Below are 19,403 nucleotides of genomic sequence, written 5' to 3'. Positions count from 1 at the left end.
CTACTGGCCGACGGGGCGGGCGACCGCCGCCAGCTTCTCGATGGTCGGGTTCTCGATGAGTTGCCTCGGCGTGATCGCCAGGCCGAACTCGCGAGCCTTCTGGATGACCGGAATGGCGAGCAGGCTGTTGCCGCCCAGCTCGAAGAAGTTGCCCTCGACGGGCACCTGCGCGACCTGCAGGATGTCGGCGAAGATCGTGCGGAACGCCTCCTCGGCCGGCGTCCTGGGCTCGCGTCCCGTCGCCGGGCTTCGATCCGGCGCGGGCAGCGCCCGGCGGTCGAGCTTGCCGCTCGGCGTCACGGGGAACGAGTCGACCACGACGTACGCGGTGGGGACCATGTGCTCGGGGAGGAAGCGGCTCGCGAACTCGCGGAGTTCGGCGGCGGGCGGCGCGGTGCGGTTCACCGTGATCAGGTACGCGACGATCTGCTGGGTTCCCGGCTGGTCCTCGCGCAGCACGGCGACGGCCCGGTCCACCGCCGGATGCCCGGTCAGGACGGCTTCGATCTCGCCGAGTTCGATCCGGAAGCCGCGTACCTTGACCTGGTCGTCGACGCGCCCGTGGAACACGAGGTCGCCGTCCGGCGTCCGGGACACCAGGTCGCCGGTCCGGTACATCCGCGATCCGTCGCCGGCGAACGGGTCCGCCACGAACCGCTCGGCGGTCAGCCCGGGTCGCCGCAGGTATCCGCGGGCCAGCAGGTCGCCGCTGACGTACAGCTCCCCCGGGGTTCCCGGGGCGACCGGACGGAGCGCGTCGTCCAGCACGTGCACGGCGGCGCCGGGGATGGGCCGGCCGATCGACGGGGTCGCCGAGCCGGACAACGGGTCGGTCATCGTGGCGCAGACGGTCGTCTCGGTCGGCCCGTACGCGTTGATCATGCGGCGGCCGGGAGACCACCGGGCCACGAGGTCGCCCGAGCAGGCCTCGCCGGCCACCAGGAGGCTGCGCAGTCCGGGCAGCCCGGCGGCGGACACACTGCCCGCGGCCACCGGTGGGAGGACGGCGTGGGTGACCCGGTGCTCGGTGACGACGGCGGCCAGCGCCTCGCCGGCCAGCGTGCCCGGCGGCGGGATCACCAGCGCGGCACCGGCCGCGAAGGTGGCGAGCAGTTCGAAGACGATCGCGTCGAAGCTGGGCGACGAGAACTGCAGGACCCGGCTCTCCGCACCGACCGCCATCCGTTCGCTGTTCGCCGCCGCGAGGGTGCCCACCCCACCGTGGGTGACCGCCACGCCCTTCGGCGTGCCCGTCGAGCCGGAGGTGTAGATGACGTACGCCAGGCGGGCGGGGGACGGCGGCGGGACGGCGCCGGCGAGGCCGGTGTCGGGCAGGCCGCTCAGCGCGGCCGCGGTGTCGGGACCGTCCAGCAGGACGAGCGGAGGCCCCGCGGGCAGCCGGGTCGCCGCCGCCGCGGTGCTGCACACCAGGGTCGGATCGGCGTCCCGGATCATGAAGGCGATGCGGTCGGCCGGGTAGTCCGGGTCGACCGGGAGGAACGCGGCGCCGGCCTTGGTGACCGCCAGCATCGCGATGATCATGTCGGCGGAGCGGGGGAGGGCGAGCGCGACCACCCGCTCGGGGCCGGCGCCCTGGCCGGCCAGCAGCCGGGCGAGCCGGTTGGCTCGGCGGTCGACCTCGCCGTACGTGAGGATCGTGTCCTGGAGGACGAGCGCGCTACCGCCGGGTCGTCTGCGGGCCTGCCGTTCGAAGAGGGTCGCCAGGGTCTCCGTCGGTGGCGGCGTCCCGTCGTCCCGCCCGGCATGTTCCGGCTCGTCCGGGTGCAGGGCGAGGCGGGACAGGGCGGGCAGGTCGTCCGTGAGACGGCTGCGGGTTCCGGTGTCCGGGGTCATGACGGGTGCTCACTTCCTGATCGAGGGTGAAGGAGGCCGAGCCGCCGCACCTGCCGGCGGTCGACCTTGCCTGAGGCGGCGACGGGCAGCCGGTCGCAGCGCACGAACACCACCGGCGCGTGCTTCGCCGTCATCGCCGCCGCCACGTGTCGGCGGAGGGCGTCGGCGTCGTAGGCGCCGCCGGGGCGCGGCACGACGGCGGCGTGGACCTGCTCGAGACCGTTGTCGTCCCGGTACGCGTAGACGCAGGCGTCCACGACGTCGGGATGGCCGGCGAGGACGTGTTCCACCTCGGCCGGGTAGACCTTGACGTCCCCGGCCTTGATCACGTCGCCGATCCGGCCGGACAGCCGCAGATAGCCCTCGGCGTCCAGCCGTCCCAGGTCGCCGGTGCGCAGCCAGCCGTCCCGTAGGACGCGCGCGGTGAGGTCCGGGTCGTCCAGGTAGCCGGTCATCATGTTGGTCGAGCGCACGCAGACCTCGCCGAGTTCGTCCGGCCCGAGGACCCGGCCGGAGTCCGGGTCGCAGATCCGGACCGCCACGTCGGGACTCGGCCGCCCGACCGTGTCGAGGAGGTCCGGGCGGCGGTGGTCCGCTGGGCTCAGGACGGTGATCCGGCCGGCCTCCGTGGTGCCGTAGTTCTGGGTGAGCGCGTGGCCGAGGAACGGCAGCGCCCGGGCGAGCCGGGCCGGTGACGCGGGACAGCCGACGTACAGCAGTTGCCGCAGGGACGCCAGGTCGGTGTGCGGCAGGTCCGGGTGGTCGAGCAGGGCATAGAGATTCGGTACGCCGATCATGGTGCCGGTCACCCGGTGTCGCGCGATGTCCCGCAGCACGGTGCCGGCGTCGAAGCCGTCGCGGAGCAGCACCGTTCCGCCGGCCGCGATCATGATGTCGACCACCAGGCCGACCGAGTGGCTGAGCGGGCTCACGGCGAGGAACGTGATCGCGGCGCCGGACGGGACCGCGGAGGCGGCCCACAGCACCGTGGCGTTCCACCCCTCGAACGGCATGCACACCCCCTTCGGCCGGCCGGTGCTGCCGCTGGTGTAGGTCACGTTGGCCGTCCGAGGCCGTCGCGGTGCGGCGGCTGCCGCGGGGGAGCCAGCGGCTGGTTCCGAGCCCTCGGGGGCGGTCAGGAGGCGCAGTCCGGGCAGCACGTCACGGAGTCCGGCCGCACGTTCGGCGTGCTCCTCGTCCGTCACCAGCACGGACGCGTTCGCCTCGCGCAGCATCCGGGCCTGCGCGTCCAGGGACAGTCCGGGTCCGCTGGTGCCGGGCGTGACGCCGCTGACGTGGACCACCGACGCGCCGAGGAGGTGGGCGGCGTACCGGGTGGTCAACGTCGCCGGCCGGTTGCCGCCGATGAGGATTCCGACCGTGTCGTCGGGCCGGAGCCCGAGGTCGCGCAGGGCCGCCGCGGTCGCGTGGACGGAGGCCGCGAGCGACGTGCCGGAGACGTCCTGGTCCCGCCAGCGCAGGACGGGGGCGTCGGCGCGTCGGCGGACGACGTCGAGTATCCGGGTGACGTAGTGCTCCGGCGAAGGGGGCAGGTCGAGGTCCGCGTCGGGTTCGGGCACTGTCGCCGGCTCCAATCGGGCTGGTGGCTTCCTGCGGTGCCGCGCCTCGGCGGCTCGCAGCGAGCATGCGGATCCGGCCTCGACGTTCGCTCGATTACCGCTGGCCTCCACCGCGGTGACGGTTTCGAGCCGGGCTCCAGCGGGGTGGGCCACTGTGGAGCACCACGCGGAACGCCGCGCGGATGCCGGCCGGCGCCGGCACCACCGTCTCTGCAGAGGACTTCCACATGCATCGTTTCCGTATCGCCCTCGTCGTCGCCGCCGTCATCGACCTGGCCCTCGCCGGTGCGGTGCCGGCACACGCCGGGCGCCGGACGACCGCAACGCCCACCCCCGCCCCGGTCACGCTCGACGCGGCGCAGATCGAGCTGCAGGCGGGCCGGACAGCGGCGCCCACAGCGACCCGCTGCGCCGACTCGCCGGGCATCATCCAGATCAAGGTCGACCTGGCCGGTCAGGCGGTCAGCGCGGACCCGCGGCTCTCCGGCACGCTCACCATGCAGACGTCCGTGCTCTTCTCGGTGCGCAAGGGCATCGGCCGTTCGACCGGCGACGTGGTCATCAAGGACCCGGCGTCCGGGCGGGTGAAGGTGCGGGCCACCCTCCTCCAGCTCGAGACGGAGGGCGCCGCAAAGTTCGACGGCGTGCTGGTCGGCGTAGTGATCGACCAGGACGACCGGGTGTCGCAGCTGACGGCGCTCTACGCCGGCCGGGTGGACGTGGATCCGGGCACGCTGGTCGGCAACGTGGGCGCGGACACGCCGGTCGCACCGCACGACTCCGGCCTCCTCGTCACCGGAACCTGCCGCCCGGTGAGCTGAGCGGCGCAGGCCCACCCACCGGTGCCCGCCGGCCCGACGGCCGGCGGGCACCGGTTGTTCTTCCGCCCCTCACCCAGGAGGTACGAGGCACCATGACAGCGCAGCCCCATGCCGGACCGGCCCGCCGCGACCCGGCGTCGGTGTCGTCGGAGCAGACAGTTCGCCGGCTCGTCGCAGAGATCCACAACGGTCACCGGTTCGACCGGCTCGACGCCCACTACGACCCGGCTGGCCGGGACCACGACCCGCGGCTGGTGCCGGGGCGCGACGGCCGCCGGACCTTCTGGCGCGACCTCGTCACCGGCTTTCCCGACCTGAGCGTGACGATCGAGACGCTGGTCGCCGACAACGACCGGGTGATGGCCTTCCTGACGTGGCGGGGCCGTCAGCTCGGCGAGTTCGCCGGGCGCCCGGCCGACGGACGCGCGCTCGAGCTGCACACCAGCGAGCTGTTCCGCCTGGGCGCCGACGGTCGTGTCGTGGACCACGCGGCCGTGGTCGACTACTCGATCCTGCGGACGTTCGGCCTGCGGCCGCTGCAGGCACCGGGGCCGGCGGCACCGGAACTGTCCGGGCCGCACACCGCCGTGGAGCGCGCCAACGCCGTACGGATCCTCGCGGCGTACCGGGAGGTGCTCAGCGAGCACCGGCTGGACCGCGCCGACGCCTACTACGAGCGGGACTACCTGCACCACAACGCGCAGGTGCCGGCGGTGCCCAACGGGGTCGAGGCGTTCCGGCTCTACTTCGCCGGCAACTTCGCCGCGTTCCCGGACCTGACCGCGACGGTCGACCACATCCTGGCCTCGGGTGACCGCGTGATGGTGTTCGCGACGTGGCGCGGCCACTTCACCGGCCTGTCCCGGGGCCGCCGCCCGACCGGCAGGCGGCTACTGATGTACACCTCGGACGTGTTCCGCATGGTGTCGGGCCGGGTGGCCGAGCACTGGGAGGTCGTCGACTACTCCGGCCTGGAGAACGTCGGCATGACCGTACGGCCGCCCGCCGGCGGCTGACCACGCCGCCACCCGGGCCCGGGCGCCCCGCGGAGGGGCGCCCGGACGCGTGTGGCGGCGCCGGGTCAGTCGACCGGGGCCGGCGTCTCCACGAACTGGGCGGCGTACAGACGGGAGTACGTCCCACCGGCGTCGATCAGCTCGTCGTGCGTGCCGCGCTCGACGATGCGGCCACCGTCCATCACGAGGATGGTGTCGGCGTCGCGGATCGTCGACAGGCGGTGGGCGATGACGAAACTGGTGCGCCCCTGCCGCAACGAGTGCATAGCCTCCTGGATCAGCACCTCGGTGCGGGTGTCCACCGAGCTGGTCGCCTCGTCGAGGACGAGGATGGCGCGGTCGGCGAGGAACGCCCGGGCGATGGTGATGAGCTGCCGCTCGCCGACGCTGACCGTGCCGTTCTCCTCGTCGAGCACGGTGTCGTACCCCTGCGGCAGCGTCCGGACGAACCGGTCGACGTGGGTCGCCCGGGCCGCCTTGACGATCTGCTCGCGGGACGCCCCCGGAGCGCCGTAGGCGATGTTCTGCGCGATCGTGCCGCCGAACAGGATGGAGTCCTGGAGCACCATGCCGATGTGGGACCGTAGCTCGTCGCGCCGCATCCGGGCGATGTCCACGCCGTCGAGCAGGATCCGCCCCTGGTCCACCTCGTAGAACCGCATCAGCAGGTTGACCAGTGTGGTCTTGCCGGCGCCCGTCGGACCGACGATGGCGATGGACTGCCCGGGCTCGACCGACAGGTTGAGCCGCTCGATCAGCGGGGTGCCGGGCGTGTAGCTGAATGACACGTCCTCGAACTCGACCCGGCCGCGGACGCGGTCCGGGCGGGCCGGCGGGGTCGCGTCGGGCGACTGCTCCGGCTCGTCGAGGAGGGCGAAGACGCGTTCGGCGGAGGCGACCCCCGACTGGATGACGTTCGCCATGCTCGACATCTGGCCGAGCGGCGCGCTGAACTGGCGCGAGTACTGCATGAACGCCTGGACGTCGCCGATGGAGAGCGCCCCGGCGGAGACCCGCAACGCGCCGACGACCGCGACGAGGACGTAGTTGAGGTTGCCGACGAACAGCATCACCGGCTGGATCGCCCCGGACACGAACTGCGCCCGGAAACTGGAGGTGGTCAGCGCCTCGTTGTGCGCCCGGAACGTCGCCGCCGCCTCCCGCTGCCGGCCGAACACGGTGACCAGGGCATGGCCGGTGTACATGTCCTCGATGTGGCCGTTGAGCCGCCCGGTGACCGCCCACTGGCGCCGGAAGTGCGCCTGGGCGCGCCTGCCGACGGCGGCGGCGAGGTAGATCGAGGCCGGTAGGGAGACCAGGGCGATCACGGCGAGCAGCGGCGAGATGACGCACATGACGACGAGGACGGCGATCACCGTGATCACGGAGTTGACGATCTGACTGAGCGTCTGCTGGAGGCTCTGGTTGACGTTGTCGATGTCGTTGGTCACCCGGCTGAGGACCTCGCCGTGCGGGTGCCGGTCGAAGTAGGCGAGCGGCAACCGGGCGAGCTTCGCCTCGGCCCGGTCGCGCAGCCGGTAACCGGCCCGTTGCACCACGACGGCGGTCAGCCGGCCCTGCACGAGGATGAGCAGAGCCGCCACCAGGTAAACGGCGGCCGCCAGGATGAGCACGTTACGGATGCGGGCGAACTCGACGCCCTGGCCCGGCACGGCGTGTGCGGCGGTGATCGCGTCGGCCTGGGCCCGGTGGCCGCGCGCCCGCAGCAGCTCCGCCGCCTCCGCCGTGGTCTGGCCGGCCGGCAGCCGGCCGGCGACGAAGTCGGCGAAGATCAGGTCGGTGGCGCGGCCGAGCACCTTGGGCCCGATGACCGAGAGGGTGACGCTGGCCGCGCAGACGACCAGCGAACCGGCCATCAGCCAGCGTTCGGGCGCGAGCATGCCCAGCAGCCGCCGGGTCGTGCCGGAGAAGTCGCCGGCGGTGGCTCTGCCGCCGCGCTGCCCGCCCGCGCCCTGGGAAGAGCCCCCGGGGGGACGGCCCGGCGGGCGTTGGCCCGGGGGCACCGGGTGCGCGGGTCTGGTGTCCGTGCCGGCCATCAGGCGGCCTCCATTTCGGTCTGCTGGGAGAGGACGATCTCCCGGTACGTGGAGCAGGTCCGCATCAGTTCCCGGTGGCTCCCGGCGCCGACGACGCGGCCGTCGTCGAGCACCACGATCCGGTCGGCGTCGCGGATCGTGCTGATGCGTTGCGCGACGATGACGACCGTCGCGTCGGCGGTCACCTCGGACAGCGCGGCCCGCAACGCCTTGTCGGTGGCGTAGTCGAGAGCGGAGAACGAGTCGTCGAAGAGGTAGATCCGGGGCCGCTGCACCAGGGTGCGGGCGATGGCGAGGCGCTGGCGCTGGCCACCCGAGACGTTGGTGCCGCCCTGGGCGATCTCGGCGTCGAGACCACCGGGCATCCGTGCCACGAAGTCGCGGGCCTGGGCGAGGTCGAGGGCACGCCACAGGTCGTCGTCGGTCGCGTCCGGCCTGCCGTAGCGCAGGTTGGAGGCGACCGTGCCGGAGAAGAGGTACGGCCGCTGCGGCACCAGACCCACCATTGTGGACAGTGCGGCCCGGTCGAGGGTACGGACGTCGTGCCCGCCGATCCGGACGCTGCCCGCGGTGGCGTCGACCAGGCGCGGGACGAGGTTCAGCAGGGTCGTCTTGCCGCTGCCGGTGCTGCCCACGATGGCCGTGGTCCGGCCGGGCCGGGCCTGGAGGTCCACGTCGCTGAGCACCGGCTGCTCGGCGCCGGGGTACCGGAACTCGACCTTCCGCAGCTCGAGGTCGGCGTGGATCGGGGGCGTCGTGACCGGCGCGGCCGGCGGCTCCACGTGGGAGCGGGTGTCGAGCACCTCGAGGATGCGCTCGGCGCACACCTCGGCCCGGGGCACCATCATCAGCATGAACGTCGCGGACATGACGGCCATGAGGATCTGCACGAGGTAGGTGAGGAACGCCGTCAGGGAGCCGACTCCGAGGCTGCCGTCGGCGACCCGGCCGGCGCCCAGCCACAGCACCGCCACGGCCGAGCCGTTCATCACCAGCAGCACGGTCGGGTACATCAGGGCCATCAGCCGGCCGACGCGCAGGGAGACGGTGGAGATGTCGCTGTTGACGGCGGTGTACCGGTCCTGTTCGGCGTCGTCGCGCACGAAGGCCCGGACCACCCGGACGCCGTTGATCTGCTCACGCAGGACCGTCGTGATCCGGTCGGTCAGCTGCTGCAGGAGCCGGAACTGCGGGTTCAGCCGGCTGAGGATCGCCGCGACGGCGGCACCGAGCGTGGGCACGGCGACGAGCAGGATGACCGAGCTGGGCACGTCCTGGCGTGCGGCGAGGACGATGCCGCCAAGGCAGGTGATGGGCGCGACGACGATCAGCGTGAGGGCCATCAGCACGAGCATCTGGACCTGCTGGACGTCGTTCGTGCTGCGGGTGATCAGTGACGGGGCGCCGAACGTGCCCATCTCGCGGGCGGAGAAGGTGAGGACCCGGTCGAAGACGCTCGCCCGGACGTCCCGGCCGACGCGTACGGCGACCCGGGCGCCGAGGTTGACGGCGATGAGCGAACCCACGATCTGCAGGGCCGACACGCCGAGCATGACGCCGCCGGTCCGCATGATGACGCCGGTGTCGCCGGGGACGACTCCCCGGTTGATGATGTCGGCGTAGAGCGTGGGCAGGTAGAGGGTCGCGGCGGTCTGCGCCAGTTGGAGCAGCAGCACGAGCGCGATGGGTGTGCGGTACGCGGGCAGGTGGATGCGAAGCAGCCGCATCAGCATGGTGACTCCAGTCGGAGTGGCTAGTGCACGTCGAGCTGGGTGCCCGGCAGGCCGAGCTCCGCCGAGAAGCGGTCGACGGCGCCCAGCAGGAAGCGACGGATGACCGCCTCGTCCGCGGGCTCGACGTGGTCGAAGAGTTGGTCGAACTCGGCGGAGAGCTTGGTCGCCGAGAGGGAGAGGCGTTGCCGGCCGGCCTCGGTGAGGTGCAGACGGATGACCCTGCGGTCGGTGTCGGAGCGGCGGCGCTCGATGAGGCCGTCACGCTCCAGGGTGTCCACCACGCCGGTCAGGGTGGACGGCGTCACCATCGACGCGTGGGCGATCTCCTTGGCCGTCTGGCCGTCGGCGGCCCCCAGCTGGAGGAGCACGTTGAACGCTGTCCAGCCGATGCCGAGGCGTTCGTTGAGCAGCCGCACCCACATGCTGCCCGACAGCCTGGCGGCGGTGGCGAACAACTGGCCGACCGACTGCTCGTGCAACGGCACGTGGCGGCCGGGCACGGGCAGATCGCGGTTGTTCATAGGCTGATTGTTGGGCCTCGAACTAATTCCGTCAAGTACGTCGCGTGGTGAACCCGCTGCGGCGTGTCAGTTCCCGTCGGTGCGCGCCTGCAGGCGGCCGAGGCTGTCCACGTACTTGATGAGCAGCCGGGCGAACTCGATGCGGTCGTGGTCGGACCAGTCCCGGGTGATGTGCTCGTAGGCCGATCGCTGGTGGCGCCGGAAGCTGGTGAGCATCTCGCGGCCGGCGGGAGTGAGCTGGAGGATGGTGCGCCGCCCGTCGACCTGGGAGGCCGTCCGGAGCAGGTAGCCCTCGCTGATGCAGTCCGAGACCAGTCGGCTGGCCGCGGACGGGTCGATGCCCAGGCGCTCGGCGATCGTGCCGACCGTGGTCTCGTCGCCCTCCCGTGCCGAGACCTCCTCGGTGACACCCAGCACGAGGCTGCGACTGAGGTCCTTGCGGGCGATCGGCTTCTCGGCGTTGAGCGCGGCTCCCCGGCGGAGACGGGAGAAGGCCGGCCCCACCTCGTCGAGCAGGCCGGATGCCCGCGTCTCGTCCTGCGGGCCAGTTGTCATGGGCGAATCCTCGGTGAGCAGCGGAGGAACGGATCGGACATGACCGTACCGCACCGACCGGAGACGTGTGTAAGCTGTCCATCGAATGCATGACGTCATGCATATGTTGGATCTCAGTCCGGGGCTGGCGACGCCGCCCGGGCACGCCTGTCGCCTCCAGTAGGGGAGAAATCATGCGCATCGTCCGCCATCACGAACACGGGGCGCCCTCGGTGCTCCGGATCGAAGAGACGGAGAAGCCCCAGCCCGGTCCCGGCGAGGTGCTGATCCGGGCCGAGGCCATCGGCGTCACGTTCGCGGAGGTCCAGCGCCGGCAGGGCATCCGCATCGGCGGTCACGCCGACCTTCCCGGCAGCCCCGGCGGTGACGTCGCCGGCACCGTCGAGGCGCTCGGCGAGGGGGTCACCGGCGTCGCGGTCGGCGACCGGGTCGTGGTCGACGTCCACCAGGGGGCGTACGCGGACCACGTCGTCGCGCCCGCGTCCTGGCTGATCCGGATCCCGGCGGACCTGGACGCCGCCGAGGCGACCCTGCTGCCCAGTCCGGCGCAGACCGCGTACCACGCGATCAAGGAGTCCGGGCAGCTCAAGCCCGGCGAGACGATCCTTGTCGACGCGGCGTCCGGCGGCGTCGGCCACCTCGCCGTGCAGATCGCCAAGGCCATGGGCGCCGGCAAGGTCATCGCCACCGCCAGCACCCAGGCGAAGCTCGACTTCGTCCGCGGCCTGGGCGCCGACGTCACCATCAACTACACCGACGACGACTGGGACCAGCAGGTCCTCGCGGCCACCGACGGCCGGGGCGCGGACGTCGTCCTGGAGACGGTGGGCGGTGACATCCTGACCAAGAGCGTCCAGCTCACCGCCCAGTTCGGCCGGCTGGTCTTCTACGGTTCGGCGAGCGGCAACGTCCCGCCGATCCACCCGCTGGCGCTGACCCGGATGAAGACGGTCGCCGGGTTCGCGCTGTACGCGATGATCTACAACCGCCCGGAGGCCATCGCCGCGGGCCAGCGGGACCTGCTCGACATGATCACCTCCGGCAGGGTCCGTCCGATCGTGCACTCGCGGCTCCCCCTCGACGAGGTCGTCAAGGCGCACGAACTGATGGAGGCCCGTACGCAGCTCGGCAAGGTCGTGCTCATCCCGTGACCGCCCGGCCGTCACCGGCCGACGGCGCCGGTCGCCGCCCCCCGTCGGGGGCGCGACCGGCGCTTCGCGTTGTCCCGGGACAAAGAGGTCTCCAGGCGGCCTCGAGCCGGTCTTGAGGGTGCACGGCGAGGGTGACGGGAAGGCTTTCCACCGAGGGGACGACCATGACCGAGAACGCACAGCAGACCCTGATCGCGCCGACCGCCGCACGTGGTGTCGCCGACCGGCTGGTGGGGACGTGGACCACGGAACTCGACAACGACGGCACCCCGGTCGTCGGCCTGTCCTCCTTCTCCGCCGACGGCGGGGTCATCCTCACGCAGCTCAACGCGAAGAACATCGGGCTCGGCAACTGGGTCGCCACCGGCCCCGACACCTTCACCTACAACGCGCACATCCTCGCCGCGGACGAGCACGGCGGGTTCAAGGGCACCGCACACATCCGGGTCTCCGGCACGTTCGACTCCGACACGCACTGGACGGGCTCCGGCGGAGCCACGTTCCACGACCCGCAGGGCCGGCCCCTGCGCAGCCACGACGGATCCCGGGTCACGGCCGTCAAGTTCGGTGTCGAGAACTGACCTGCGGGACGCCCCGACCGACCCGTCAGGAGTGGAGATGCCAGAACGAGCACGCGGCGCCGATGTCCTGCCCGCCGTACGGCCGGCCCGGTGGCACCGGCTCGGCGGTCGCCTCGCCGGCGACCTGGTGCTGCCCGCCGATCCGGCGTACGACGCCGCGCGGCGGTTGCAGCAGATGGAGTTCGACCGGATCGCACCCCTGGCGGTCGCGTACTGCGCCTCCACCGAGGACGTGCGCACCTGCGTCGGCTTCGCCCGGGAGCATGGGATCCCGCTGCGGATCCGCAGCGGCGGGCACAGCCACAACGGCTGGTCGACCGGGGAGGCGCTGGTCGTCGACCTCTCCCGGATGAACGCCGTGTCCGTCGGCCGGGACACCGTGGCCCTCGGCCCGGGTACGCAGTCCGTCGACGCGCTCGCCGCGCTGCGGGCGTACGGGCGGCAGATCATCACCGGGACGTTCCCCACCGTGGCGGCCGGCGGCTTCCTCACCGGAGGCGGGCTGGGCTGGCAGACCCGGCGCTTCGGGGTCGGCAGCGACCGCGTGGCCGCGGCCCGGGTGGTGCTCGCCGACGGGCGGGTGGTGCGCTGTTCCGCCGACGAGGAACCCGACCTGTACTGGGCGCTGCGTGGCGGCGGTGGCGGCACCTTCGGGATCGTGGTGGGCTTCGAAGTCCGCCCCGTGGACGCTCCGGTGCTCGTCCGCTACGACACGGTCTGGGACCTGGACCGCGGCGCCGAACTTGTCGCCGCGTGGCAGCAGTGGTGCGTGGAGGGCCCGGACGAGCTGGGATCCTCGCTCGTGGTGCTGCCGTCGTTCCGGCCCGGCGACACGCCGACCATCCGGATCTGGGGAGTCCACCTCGGATCCCGGGGCGACGTCGAGCGCGGGCTCGCGAGCCTGGCCCACCGGGCGGGCACCCGGCCCCGCACGAGCACCGTCGGGGATCCGGAGCCGTACCCCGACGCGATGCACCGCAGCCTGTGCGGGGACGCGACGGTGGCGGAGTGCCACCGGACGGGCACCGGTCCGGAGGCCAAGGGTCACCGCCACCCGATGACCCTGCGGACCTACCGGCTCACCGACCGGGCCATGACCGGTGACGAGGCGGCGGCGGCGGTCGCCGCCTGGGACCCCGGGCTGGACCAGGAGCGGTACCTGTTGTTCATCGCCCTGGGCGGGCAGGCCAACCGGGTGCCCCGGACCGAGACGGCCTACGTGCACCGGAACGCGCGGTTCCTCGCCGGCTACCAGTACGCGATCCGCGCGCCGCAACCCGGGCCCGACCGGATCGCGGAGGCGCGGGCCTGGAACGACCGGGCCGCGGCCGCACTCGCCCCGACGGCCTGCGGCTCGTACGTCAACTTCCCCAGCACCCGGCCGGAGCCGCACTGGCGGACGGCGTTCTTCGGGGAGAACCATCCCCGGCTGCTGGACGTGAAGCGTCGCTACGACCCGGAGAACGTCTTCCGGCACCCCCAGAGTGTGGGGGCCTGAGCCGTGGCGGGTCGTGCGGGTGGGCGGTGGAGTTGGCGTGCCCTCGGCCGGAGGCTGTTCGAAGGGCTGGTGGCGGTGGGCGCGTCCCAACTCGGCGTGCCGGCGCCGGGGATCACCTGGCGGACCTCCGAGGAGGTCGAGCGAGCGCTGTGGGCGCAGCTGCCGGAGGTGCGGCGGCTGTTGCGGTCGTTCGACGCGACCGGTTCCGCCCCCCGGGACGGGCGGTCGTGAGCACGGCGGGTGTGACGGCGCGGCGCGTCCCGGACACCGCCGCGCCCGCTGCCCGTACGGGGCGGCGGGACCGCTCGTTCGCCGCCGTGTTCGCCCTCGACCTGTGGGAACGGTTCAGTTTCTTCGGGCTGGCCACGATCCTCGTGCTGTATCTCGTCGCGCCGGTCGGCGAGGGTGGCGCCGGGCTGCCGGCGGTGGACGCCGCGGCGGTGTTCGGCGCGTACCTGTCGCTGGGCTTCCTGGCCGGCCTCCCCGGCGGGTGGCTGACCGACCGGCTCCTCGGACCCCGGCGGGCCGCGATCGCCGGGGGCGCGCTCGTCGCGGCCGGCCACCTGACGCTGGCGGTCCCCGCCACCGCCGCGACGTACCTGGGGCTGCTCTGCGTGGCCGGTGGCACGGGGCTGGTGAAACCGGCCACGGCCGCGCTCGCCGCGCTGACCCGCCGCGGGCGCGCGAACACGCAGGCGACGTTTTCGCTCTTCTACCTCGCGATCCAGGTGAGCGCCCTGCTCGCGCCCCTGGTGGTCGGCACGGTCGCCGAGCGGGTCGGCTGGCACGCCGGGTTCGCGGTGGCCGGAGCCGGCATGGTCACCGGTCTGGTCTGGTTCGTGGTCGGCACCCGGGGCGGCGGCACGGAACGGACGGCACACCGGATGTCGCCGGCCGTCCGCCGGGGGTGCGTCCGGTGGGCCGTCGTGCTGGTCGTCGTCGTGGTGACGGTGGCGCTGCTCGCCGCGAACCGGCTGGTGACCGCCCAGCAGGTGCTGATCCCGCTGGGGCTGTCCACACTCGCGGCCCCCGCGGCGTTCGTGGCGTACCTGCTGCGGGGGGAACGGATCACCGGACCCGACCGGCGGCGCACGATCGGCCTGGTGATCCTGCTCGCGGCCTCGTCCTGCTTCTGGATGATCTTCGCGCAGGACGCGTCGGTCCTCGGCGTGTTCGCCCGGAACGACGTCGACCGCGAGGTGGGCGGCTGGTTGGTCCCGGCCGCCTGGTTCCAGTCGCTGCACCCGCTGTTCGTCCTGCTGCTGGCGCCCCTGTCGGCCTGGTGGTGGGGGCGGCGGAGCCGGTCGCCCCGGACGCTGGGGTTCGCCGTGGCCCTGGCGCTGGCCGGGGGCAGCTTCGTGCTCGTGGCCGCGGCCGGGCGTGGCCCGGTGTCACCGTGGTGGCTGGTGGGCGCCTACCTGCTTCAGGCCGGTGGGGAGATCGTGGTCGGGCCGGTCGGCCTGGCCCTGGCCGCGCGGCTCGCACCACCCGGCCGCCGGGGACAGTTCCTGGGCCTGTACGGGTTGTTCGCGGCCTTCGGCGTGGTGTCGGGCAACCAGCTGTACCGGCTCACCGGTCTGCTCCCGCTACCGCTCTACTTCCTGCTCTGCGGCCTGGCGGTGGTCGTCGTCGCCGTGCTGCTGGCGGCCGTGTCGCCGCGGGTCGACCGGCTCCTCCGGGCGGGCGGTACGGCGGCGTGACCAGCGTACGCCGGCACCGGTCGGGGCCCGCTCGAGGACCGCTCGACGGCGGGTGCCTTCCGGGCGCCGCCCGTGCCTCAATGGGCGGCATGCAGATCCGCACCCTCGACGGGGACGACCCGGCGACCATCGACCTCCTCCTGCCCGGCTTTCGAGAGACGATGCGGCAGGACCTACCCGACGACCCGCCGGTGTCGGCGGCGCTGCTGGCCCGGCTGCTCCAGCGGCGTCGCGGCGCCGACCGGCTGATCCTCGCCGCCGTCGACCCCGACGGCGTACCGGCCGGGTACGTGAAGCTCGGCCTGGACCTGGGCACCGGCCTCGACCGGGCGCACGGCTCCCTGTGGGTGTTCCCCGCGTACCGTGGCCGGGGCGTCGGCCGCGCGCTGGTGGCGGCGGCCCGGGCGGAGCTGCGCGAGCGGGGCCGCGGCATCCTGCTCGTCGACGCTCCCCACACCCCCGCGGCGGAGGCGTTCGCCGCCGCGGTGGGCGGCCGGCGGGTGACGACGAACCTGCGCAACCGGCTCCACCTGGCCGGGTGGGCCGCGGACCACACCGGCGCTCCCGACCCGGCCGCCCTCGGGGTGCGCCTGGTGCGGTGGACCGACCGGTGCCCCGACGATCTGGTCGAGCAGTACGCCCGGGTCTGGGCGCGGACCGACGCCGCGGTCAACGGCCAGGCCGGCGCGGCCGGGGTCACCGCCGCCGACGTCCGGATCGCCGAGCAGCAGGCCCTTGACAGCGCGCACCACCAGTACGCCGTGGCCGCCGTGGACACCGCCGGCGCCGGTCTCCTGGGCTACAGCACGCTCTTCGTCCGGGACAGCCCGATGGCCGACTCGGGCCAGACGATGGTGCTGCCCGAGCACCGCCGGCGCGGCCTGGGGACCGTGCTCAAGACCTCGCTCATCGACTGGGCCCGGAGCGAGAACCAGCACCTCGCGCTGCTGCAGGCGTGGAACGCGGCGGACAACGAGGCGATCCGCGCGTTGAACCGCCGGCTCGGCTTCCGCGCCGACCAGCAGTGGTCCACCTACCGGGTGGCGACGTAGCGCGACGGCGATCGAGCGGGATTCGACCGCCCGACGACCGCCGCGTCCGAGCATTCCTGTGCCGTACCGAGAAGGGGAGTTGGTCGATGAAGGAGAGCCGGGTGCCGGTGCTGGTGGTCGGCGGGAGCCTGGTGGGCCTGTCCACTGCGGTCTTCCTCGCCCACCACGGGGTGAAGTGCCTGCTGGTCGAGCGCCATCCGGGCACCTCGGTGCACCCCCGGGCGGTGGGCTACTACCCGCGGACCGTGGAGCTGCTGCGCGGCGTCGGCCTGGAGGAGGCGGTGCTCAAGGCGGCGGCGGGCTTCGCCACCCACCGCACCCGTGCGGGCGTGGTGTCGCTGGCCGGCGAGGAGCTGTTCGCCCGCGAGGAGATGGACGGCGAGGACGACCTCGCCGGGGTCACGCCGTGCCGGTTGCTGCTGCTCACGCAGGACCGCCTCGAACCCCTGCTGCGGGCGCGGGCGGAACAGCTCGGCGCGGACCTGCGGTTCGGTACGGAACTGGTGTCGTTCGCCGCCGACGCGGACGGGGTGACGGCCGAGGTGGCGCACGTCGACACCGGAGCGCGGCACCGGGTGCGCGCCGACCACCTGGTGGCGGCCGACGGTCCGCGCAGCGCCGTCCGCGAGGCTCTCGGTGTGCCGCGCACCGGCCGGGGAGTGCTGTCGCGGCACGTGAGCATCGCGTTCACGGCCGACCTGGCGGCGGCGCTGCGCGGCCGGCGGTTCAGCGTCGTGCACGTCCAGAACCCGGAGGTCCGCGGCATCCTGGTGCACGACGACACGCTCCGGATGGGCACGCTGATCGTCGAGTACGACCCGGCGCGGGGGGAGAGCCTCGACGACTTCACCGACCGGCGGTGCACGGATCTGGTCCGGGCGGCCATCGGTGTGCCGGGCCTGCCGGTCGAGATCCGGTCCCGGTTCCCGTGGGACATGGCCCAGCTGACGGCGACCCGGTACGTCGACGGCCGGGTGCTGCTGGCCGGTGACGCGGCGCACGTCATCCCGCCCACCGGCGGGTACGGCGCGAACACCGGCATCGCCGACGCGCACAACCTCGCCTGGAAGCTCGCCGCCGTGCTGTCCGGAACCGCCGGTCCCGGACTGCTGGAGACCTACGACGCCGAACGCCGGCCGGTCGGTGAGCTGGCCGCCGCGCAGGGAGCGTTGCAGCTCGCCGTCCGCTCCCGGACCGCCACGCCGGCCGAGCAGGACGCGGTCCTGGACGCGCAGGCGGTCACCATGGGCTACCGGTACGGCGCCGCGGACGACCTCGTCGCCGATCCCCGCACGCGGCACGCCGAGACCGGCACCCGGGCGCCCCATCTGATGCTGGCCCGCGACGGCGGGAAGACCTCCACCCTGGACCTGTTCGGCGCCGGCTTCGTGCTGCTGGCCGGTTCCGGCGGCGCCGGCTGGTGCACGGCCGCCGTGACCGCCGCCGCCGGGCTCGGCGTCCGGCTGGCCGCGTACCGCGTCGTCCCGGCGCACGCCGCGCCCGGGTCCGACCTCCTGCACGACGCCGAGGGGGCCTTCGGCGACGCGTACGCGCTGGCGGACGACGGTGCCGTCCTGGTGCGTCCGGACGGCTTCGTCGCCTGGCGCTCGGACGAGCCACAGCCGGCACCGGCCCGGACCGAGGCGGAGTCGGTGACGGCGGCCCTGCGCCGGATCCTCGCCCGCTGACGGTCGCCCGCACCCACCCGCATGTCATCGGAGAACGAGAGGCTTGGCGTGACTGAGAACTACGACACCGACGTGGTCGTCGTCGGAGGGGGACCGGTGGGCACCATGCTCGCCGCCGAGCTGCGGCTGGCCGGCGCCGCGGTCATCCTGCTGGAACGGCTGCCCGAGCGGTCGCCCCACTCCAAGGCGTTCGGCCTGCACGCCCGCTCGCTGGAGTCCCTGGACCGCCGCGGTCTGGTCGAGCGGTTCCGCGACGGCGCCCGCACCTGGAACAACGGCCACTTCGCCGGGCTGGACGTGTGGGTGGACTTCAGCCTGCTCGACAGCAGCCACGGCTACGCCCTGCTCAGCGAGCAGGCACGCACCGAGGAGCTGCTCGAGGCGCACGCGGTGGAGGCCGGCGCGGACATCCGGCGCCGGCAGACCGTGACCGGGCTGACCCAGGACGCCGAGGGCGTCACCGTCTCGGTGGCCGGTCCGGACGGTCCGTACCTTCTGCGGGCCCGCTACGCGGTCGGCTGCGACGGCGGCGCCAGCCTCGTGCGCAAGGCCGCCGGGATCGGTTTCCCCGGCACGGGCGGGCGGGTGACCGCGCGGCTCGGCGACGTCCGGCTGGCCGACCGCGACAAGGCCCCGATGGGCATGGAGCGGACCGAGCGCGGGTTGCTGTTCTGCGTTCCCCTCGACGACCGGTACCACCGGGTGGCCACCTTCGACTTCACCCCGCCGGACAAGGCCCCGGACGAGGCGCTGACGCTCGAGGAGCTGACCGCGAGCATGCGGCAGATCTGGGGCACCGACCTCGGCGCCCACGACGCCCGCTGGCTGTCCTGGTTCACCGACTCGGCCCGGCAGGCGGACCGGTACCGCGAGGGCCGCGTCCTGCTCGCCGGCGACGCCGCGCACATCCACTTCCCGGTCGGCGGCCAGGGGCTGAACCTGGGCCTGCAGGACGCCTTCAACCTCGGGTGGAAGCTCGGGGCGGAGATCGCGGGGTGGGCGCCGGCGGGCCTGCTCGACACGTACGACGCCGAGCGCCGCCCGCCCGCCCGCCAGGTGCTGCAGAACACCCGCGGCCAGATCGCCCTGATGAACCCCGATCCGGATGTGACGCCGCTGCGGGAGCTCGTGGAGAACCTGATGCGGATCGACGACGCGAACCGGGTCATCGCCGAGATGCTCTCCGGCGTCGCGGTGCGCTACGAGCCGGGGATCGAGGGCGCCCACCCGCTCGTCGGCGGATTCGGTCGGGACCTGACCCTGCAGACGGGCGACGGCGAGACCCGGGTCGCCGAGCTGCTCCGCGCGGGCACCGGCGTCCTGCTCGACCTCGCCGACAACCCCGGCGTACGCGCGGCCCTGGCCGACTGCCCGGGTGCGGCGGGGCGGGTGCGTCACGTTACGGCGAAGAGCAAGGAGGAGCCGGACCTCGCCGGTCAGCTGATCCGCCCGGACGGCTACACGGCCTGGGCGGCGGACCGGAACACCCACCCGGACCGGGTCCGGACGGAGCTGGGGACGGCACTGCGGTCCTGGTTCGGCGACAACTGACCGTCCGGGCCGGCGGACACCGGCCCACCACGAGAACGGATGCCT

16 protein-coding genes are annotated in these 19,403 nt (G+C 73.4%); 10 read left to right on the top strand and 6 right to left on the bottom strand.

Features of this window, described 5'->3' with window-relative positions:
- Complete coding sequence (locus tag FXF50_RS08185; protein ID WP_148426602.1) at positions 1-1,854, bottom strand: amino acid adenylation domain-containing protein; 1,854 nt, start codon at positions 1,852-1,854, stop codon at positions 1-3.
- Positions 1,851-3,434: a class I adenylate-forming enzyme family protein gene (locus tag FXF50_RS08180; RefSeq protein WP_222866025.1), complete on the bottom strand. Its 1,584-nt coding sequence runs from the start codon at positions 3,432-3,434 to the stop codon at positions 1,851-1,853. The genes FXF50_RS08185 and FXF50_RS08180 overlap by 4 nt, the downstream gene beginning before the upstream one ends.
- Before the next feature lie 227 nt (positions 3,435-3,661).
- Between FXF50_RS08180 and FXF50_RS08175 the strand changes: the two genes are divergently transcribed.
- Both FXF50_RS08175 and FXF50_RS08170 read left to right on the top strand, forming a co-directional pair.
- Positions 3,662-4,255: a hypothetical protein gene (locus tag FXF50_RS08175; RefSeq protein WP_148426601.1), complete on the top strand. Its 594-nt coding sequence runs from the start codon at positions 3,662-3,664 to the stop codon at positions 4,253-4,255.
- A 92-nt stretch (positions 4,256-4,347) separates the two neighbouring features.
- Positions 4,348-5,271 carry an ester cyclase family protein gene (locus tag FXF50_RS08170; protein WP_148426600.1) on the top strand — a complete coding sequence of 308 codons (924 nt, stop codon included), beginning with the start codon at positions 4,348-4,350 and terminating at the stop codon, positions 5,269-5,271.
- Positions 5,272-5,336: 65 nt separating this feature from the next.
- On the opposite strand, the gene FXF50_RS08165 is transcribed toward FXF50_RS08170, so the two are convergent.
- The 4 genes from FXF50_RS08165 to FXF50_RS08150 all read right to left on the bottom strand — a co-directional run bounded on the left by FXF50_RS08165 (position 5,337) and on the right by FXF50_RS08150 (position 10,137).
- Entirely contained in the window at positions 5,337-7,328 is a 1,992-nt protein-coding gene (locus FXF50_RS08165; RefSeq protein ID WP_148426599.1) for an ABC transporter ATP-binding protein, read from the bottom strand.
- Entirely contained in the window at positions 7,328-9,061 is a 1,734-nt protein-coding gene (locus FXF50_RS08160) for an ABC transporter ATP-binding protein (RefSeq protein ID WP_148426598.1), read from the bottom strand. The genes FXF50_RS08165 and FXF50_RS08160 overlap by 1 nt, the downstream gene beginning before the upstream one ends.
- A gap of 20 nt (positions 9,062-9,081) precedes the next feature.
- Positions 9,082-9,582 carry a MarR family winged helix-turn-helix transcriptional regulator gene (locus FXF50_RS08155; RefSeq protein ID WP_148426597.1) on the bottom strand — a complete coding sequence of 167 codons (501 nt, stop codon included), beginning with the start codon at positions 9,580-9,582 and terminating at the stop codon, positions 9,082-9,084.
- 66 nt (positions 9,583-9,648) lie between these two features.
- Complete coding sequence (locus FXF50_RS08150; protein ID WP_148426596.1) at positions 9,649-10,137, bottom strand: MarR family winged helix-turn-helix transcriptional regulator; 489 nt, start codon at positions 10,135-10,137, stop codon at positions 9,649-9,651.
- Positions 10,138-10,310: 173 nt separating this feature from the next.
- On the opposite strand from FXF50_RS08150, the gene FXF50_RS08145 reads away from it, so the two are divergent.
- The 8 genes from FXF50_RS08145 (at position 10,311) to FXF50_RS08115 (ending at position 19,358) form a co-directional block, all read left to right on the top strand.
- Positions 10,311-11,288 carry a zinc-binding dehydrogenase gene (locus FXF50_RS08145; RefSeq protein ID WP_148426595.1) on the top strand — a complete coding sequence of 326 codons (978 nt, stop codon included), beginning with the start codon at positions 10,311-10,313 and terminating at the stop codon, positions 11,286-11,288.
- Between the two features lie 164 nt (positions 11,289-11,452).
- Positions 11,453-11,869, top strand: coding sequence for a hypothetical protein (locus FXF50_RS08140; protein ID WP_148426594.1), 417 nt, complete (start codon positions 11,453-11,455; stop codon positions 11,867-11,869).
- Between the two features lie 37 nt (positions 11,870-11,906).
- Positions 11,907-13,367, top strand: coding sequence for an FAD-binding oxidoreductase (locus tag FXF50_RS08135; protein ID WP_148426593.1), 1,461 nt, complete (start codon positions 11,907-11,909; stop codon positions 13,365-13,367).
- A gap of 75 nt (positions 13,368-13,442) precedes the next feature.
- Positions 13,443-13,598: a hypothetical protein gene (locus FXF50_RS29230; RefSeq protein WP_187399575.1), complete on the top strand. Its 156-nt coding sequence runs from the start codon at positions 13,443-13,445 to the stop codon at positions 13,596-13,598.
- A complete protein-coding gene (locus tag FXF50_RS08130; RefSeq protein ID WP_187399574.1) occupies positions 13,595-15,067 on the top strand; it encodes a peptide MFS transporter in 1,473 nt (490 codons plus the stop codon). The genes FXF50_RS29230 and FXF50_RS08130 overlap by 4 nt, the downstream gene beginning before the upstream one ends.
- 89 nt (positions 15,068-15,156) lie before the next feature.
- Complete coding sequence (locus tag FXF50_RS08125; protein ID WP_187399573.1) at positions 15,157-16,119, top strand: GNAT family N-acetyltransferase; 963 nt, start codon at positions 15,157-15,159, stop codon at positions 16,117-16,119.
- Between the two features lie 86 nt (positions 16,120-16,205).
- Positions 16,206-17,807 carry an FAD-dependent monooxygenase gene (locus FXF50_RS08120; protein ID WP_148426590.1) on the top strand — a complete coding sequence of 534 codons (1,602 nt, stop codon included), beginning with the start codon at positions 16,206-16,208 and terminating at the stop codon, positions 17,805-17,807.
- A 48-nt stretch (positions 17,808-17,855) separates the two neighbouring features.
- Positions 17,856-19,358: an FAD-dependent monooxygenase gene (locus tag FXF50_RS08115; protein WP_255509937.1), complete on the top strand. Its 1,503-nt coding sequence runs from the start codon at positions 17,856-17,858 to the stop codon at positions 19,356-19,358.
- The last annotated feature ends 45 nt before the right edge of the window (positions 19,359-19,403 follow it).

The organism is Micromonospora sp. AP08 (genome assembly GCF_008085935.1).
Taxonomy (GTDB): Bacteria; Actinomycetota; Actinomycetes; order Mycobacteriales; family Micromonosporaceae; genus Micromonospora; species Micromonospora chersina.
The sequence above is the reverse complement of the archived record's forward strand: the minus strand, read 5'-3'. Positions and strand labels throughout refer to the sequence as shown.

What these genes read in the sequence shown, in the direction of transcription:
- FXF50_RS08185 (WP_148426602.1), bottom strand. Translation starts at nt 1,854, where the DNA reads ATGACCCCGGACACCGGAACCCGCAGCCGTCTCACGGACGACCTGCCC.
- FXF50_RS08175 (WP_148426601.1), top strand. Translation starts at nt 3,662, where the DNA reads ATGCATCGTTTCCGTATCGCCCTCGTCGTCGCCGCCGTCATCGACCTG.
- FXF50_RS08170 (WP_148426600.1), top strand. Translation starts at nt 4,348, where the DNA reads ATGACAGCGCAGCCCCATGCCGGACCGGCCCGCCGCGACCCGGCGTCG.
- FXF50_RS08165 (WP_148426599.1), bottom strand. Translation starts at nt 7,328, where the DNA reads ATGGCCGGCACGGACACCAGACCCGCGCACCCGGTGCCCCCGGGCCAA.
- FXF50_RS08160 (WP_148426598.1), bottom strand. Translation starts at nt 9,061, where the DNA reads ATGCTGATGCGGCTGCTTCGCATCCACCTGCCCGCGTACCGCACACCC.
- FXF50_RS08155 (WP_148426597.1), bottom strand. Translation starts at nt 9,582, where the DNA reads ATGAACAACCGCGATCTGCCCGTGCCCGGCCGCCACGTGCCGTTGCAC.
- FXF50_RS08150 (WP_148426596.1), bottom strand. Translation starts at nt 10,137, where the DNA reads ATGACAACTGGCCCGCAGGACGAGACGCGGGCATCCGGCCTGCTCGAC.
- FXF50_RS08145 (WP_148426595.1), top strand. Translation starts at nt 10,311, where the DNA reads ATGCGCATCGTCCGCCATCACGAACACGGGGCGCCCTCGGTGCTCCGG.
- FXF50_RS08140 (WP_148426594.1), top strand. Translation starts at nt 11,453, where the DNA reads ATGACCGAGAACGCACAGCAGACCCTGATCGCGCCGACCGCCGCACGT.
- FXF50_RS08135 (WP_148426593.1), top strand. Translation starts at nt 11,907, where the DNA reads ATGCCAGAACGAGCACGCGGCGCCGATGTCCTGCCCGCCGTACGGCCG.
- FXF50_RS08125 (WP_187399573.1), top strand. Translation starts at nt 15,157, where the DNA reads ATGCAGATCCGCACCCTCGACGGGGACGACCCGGCGACCATCGACCTC.
- FXF50_RS08120 (WP_148426590.1), top strand. Translation starts at nt 16,206, where the DNA reads ATGAAGGAGAGCCGGGTGCCGGTGCTGGTGGTCGGCGGGAGCCTGGTG.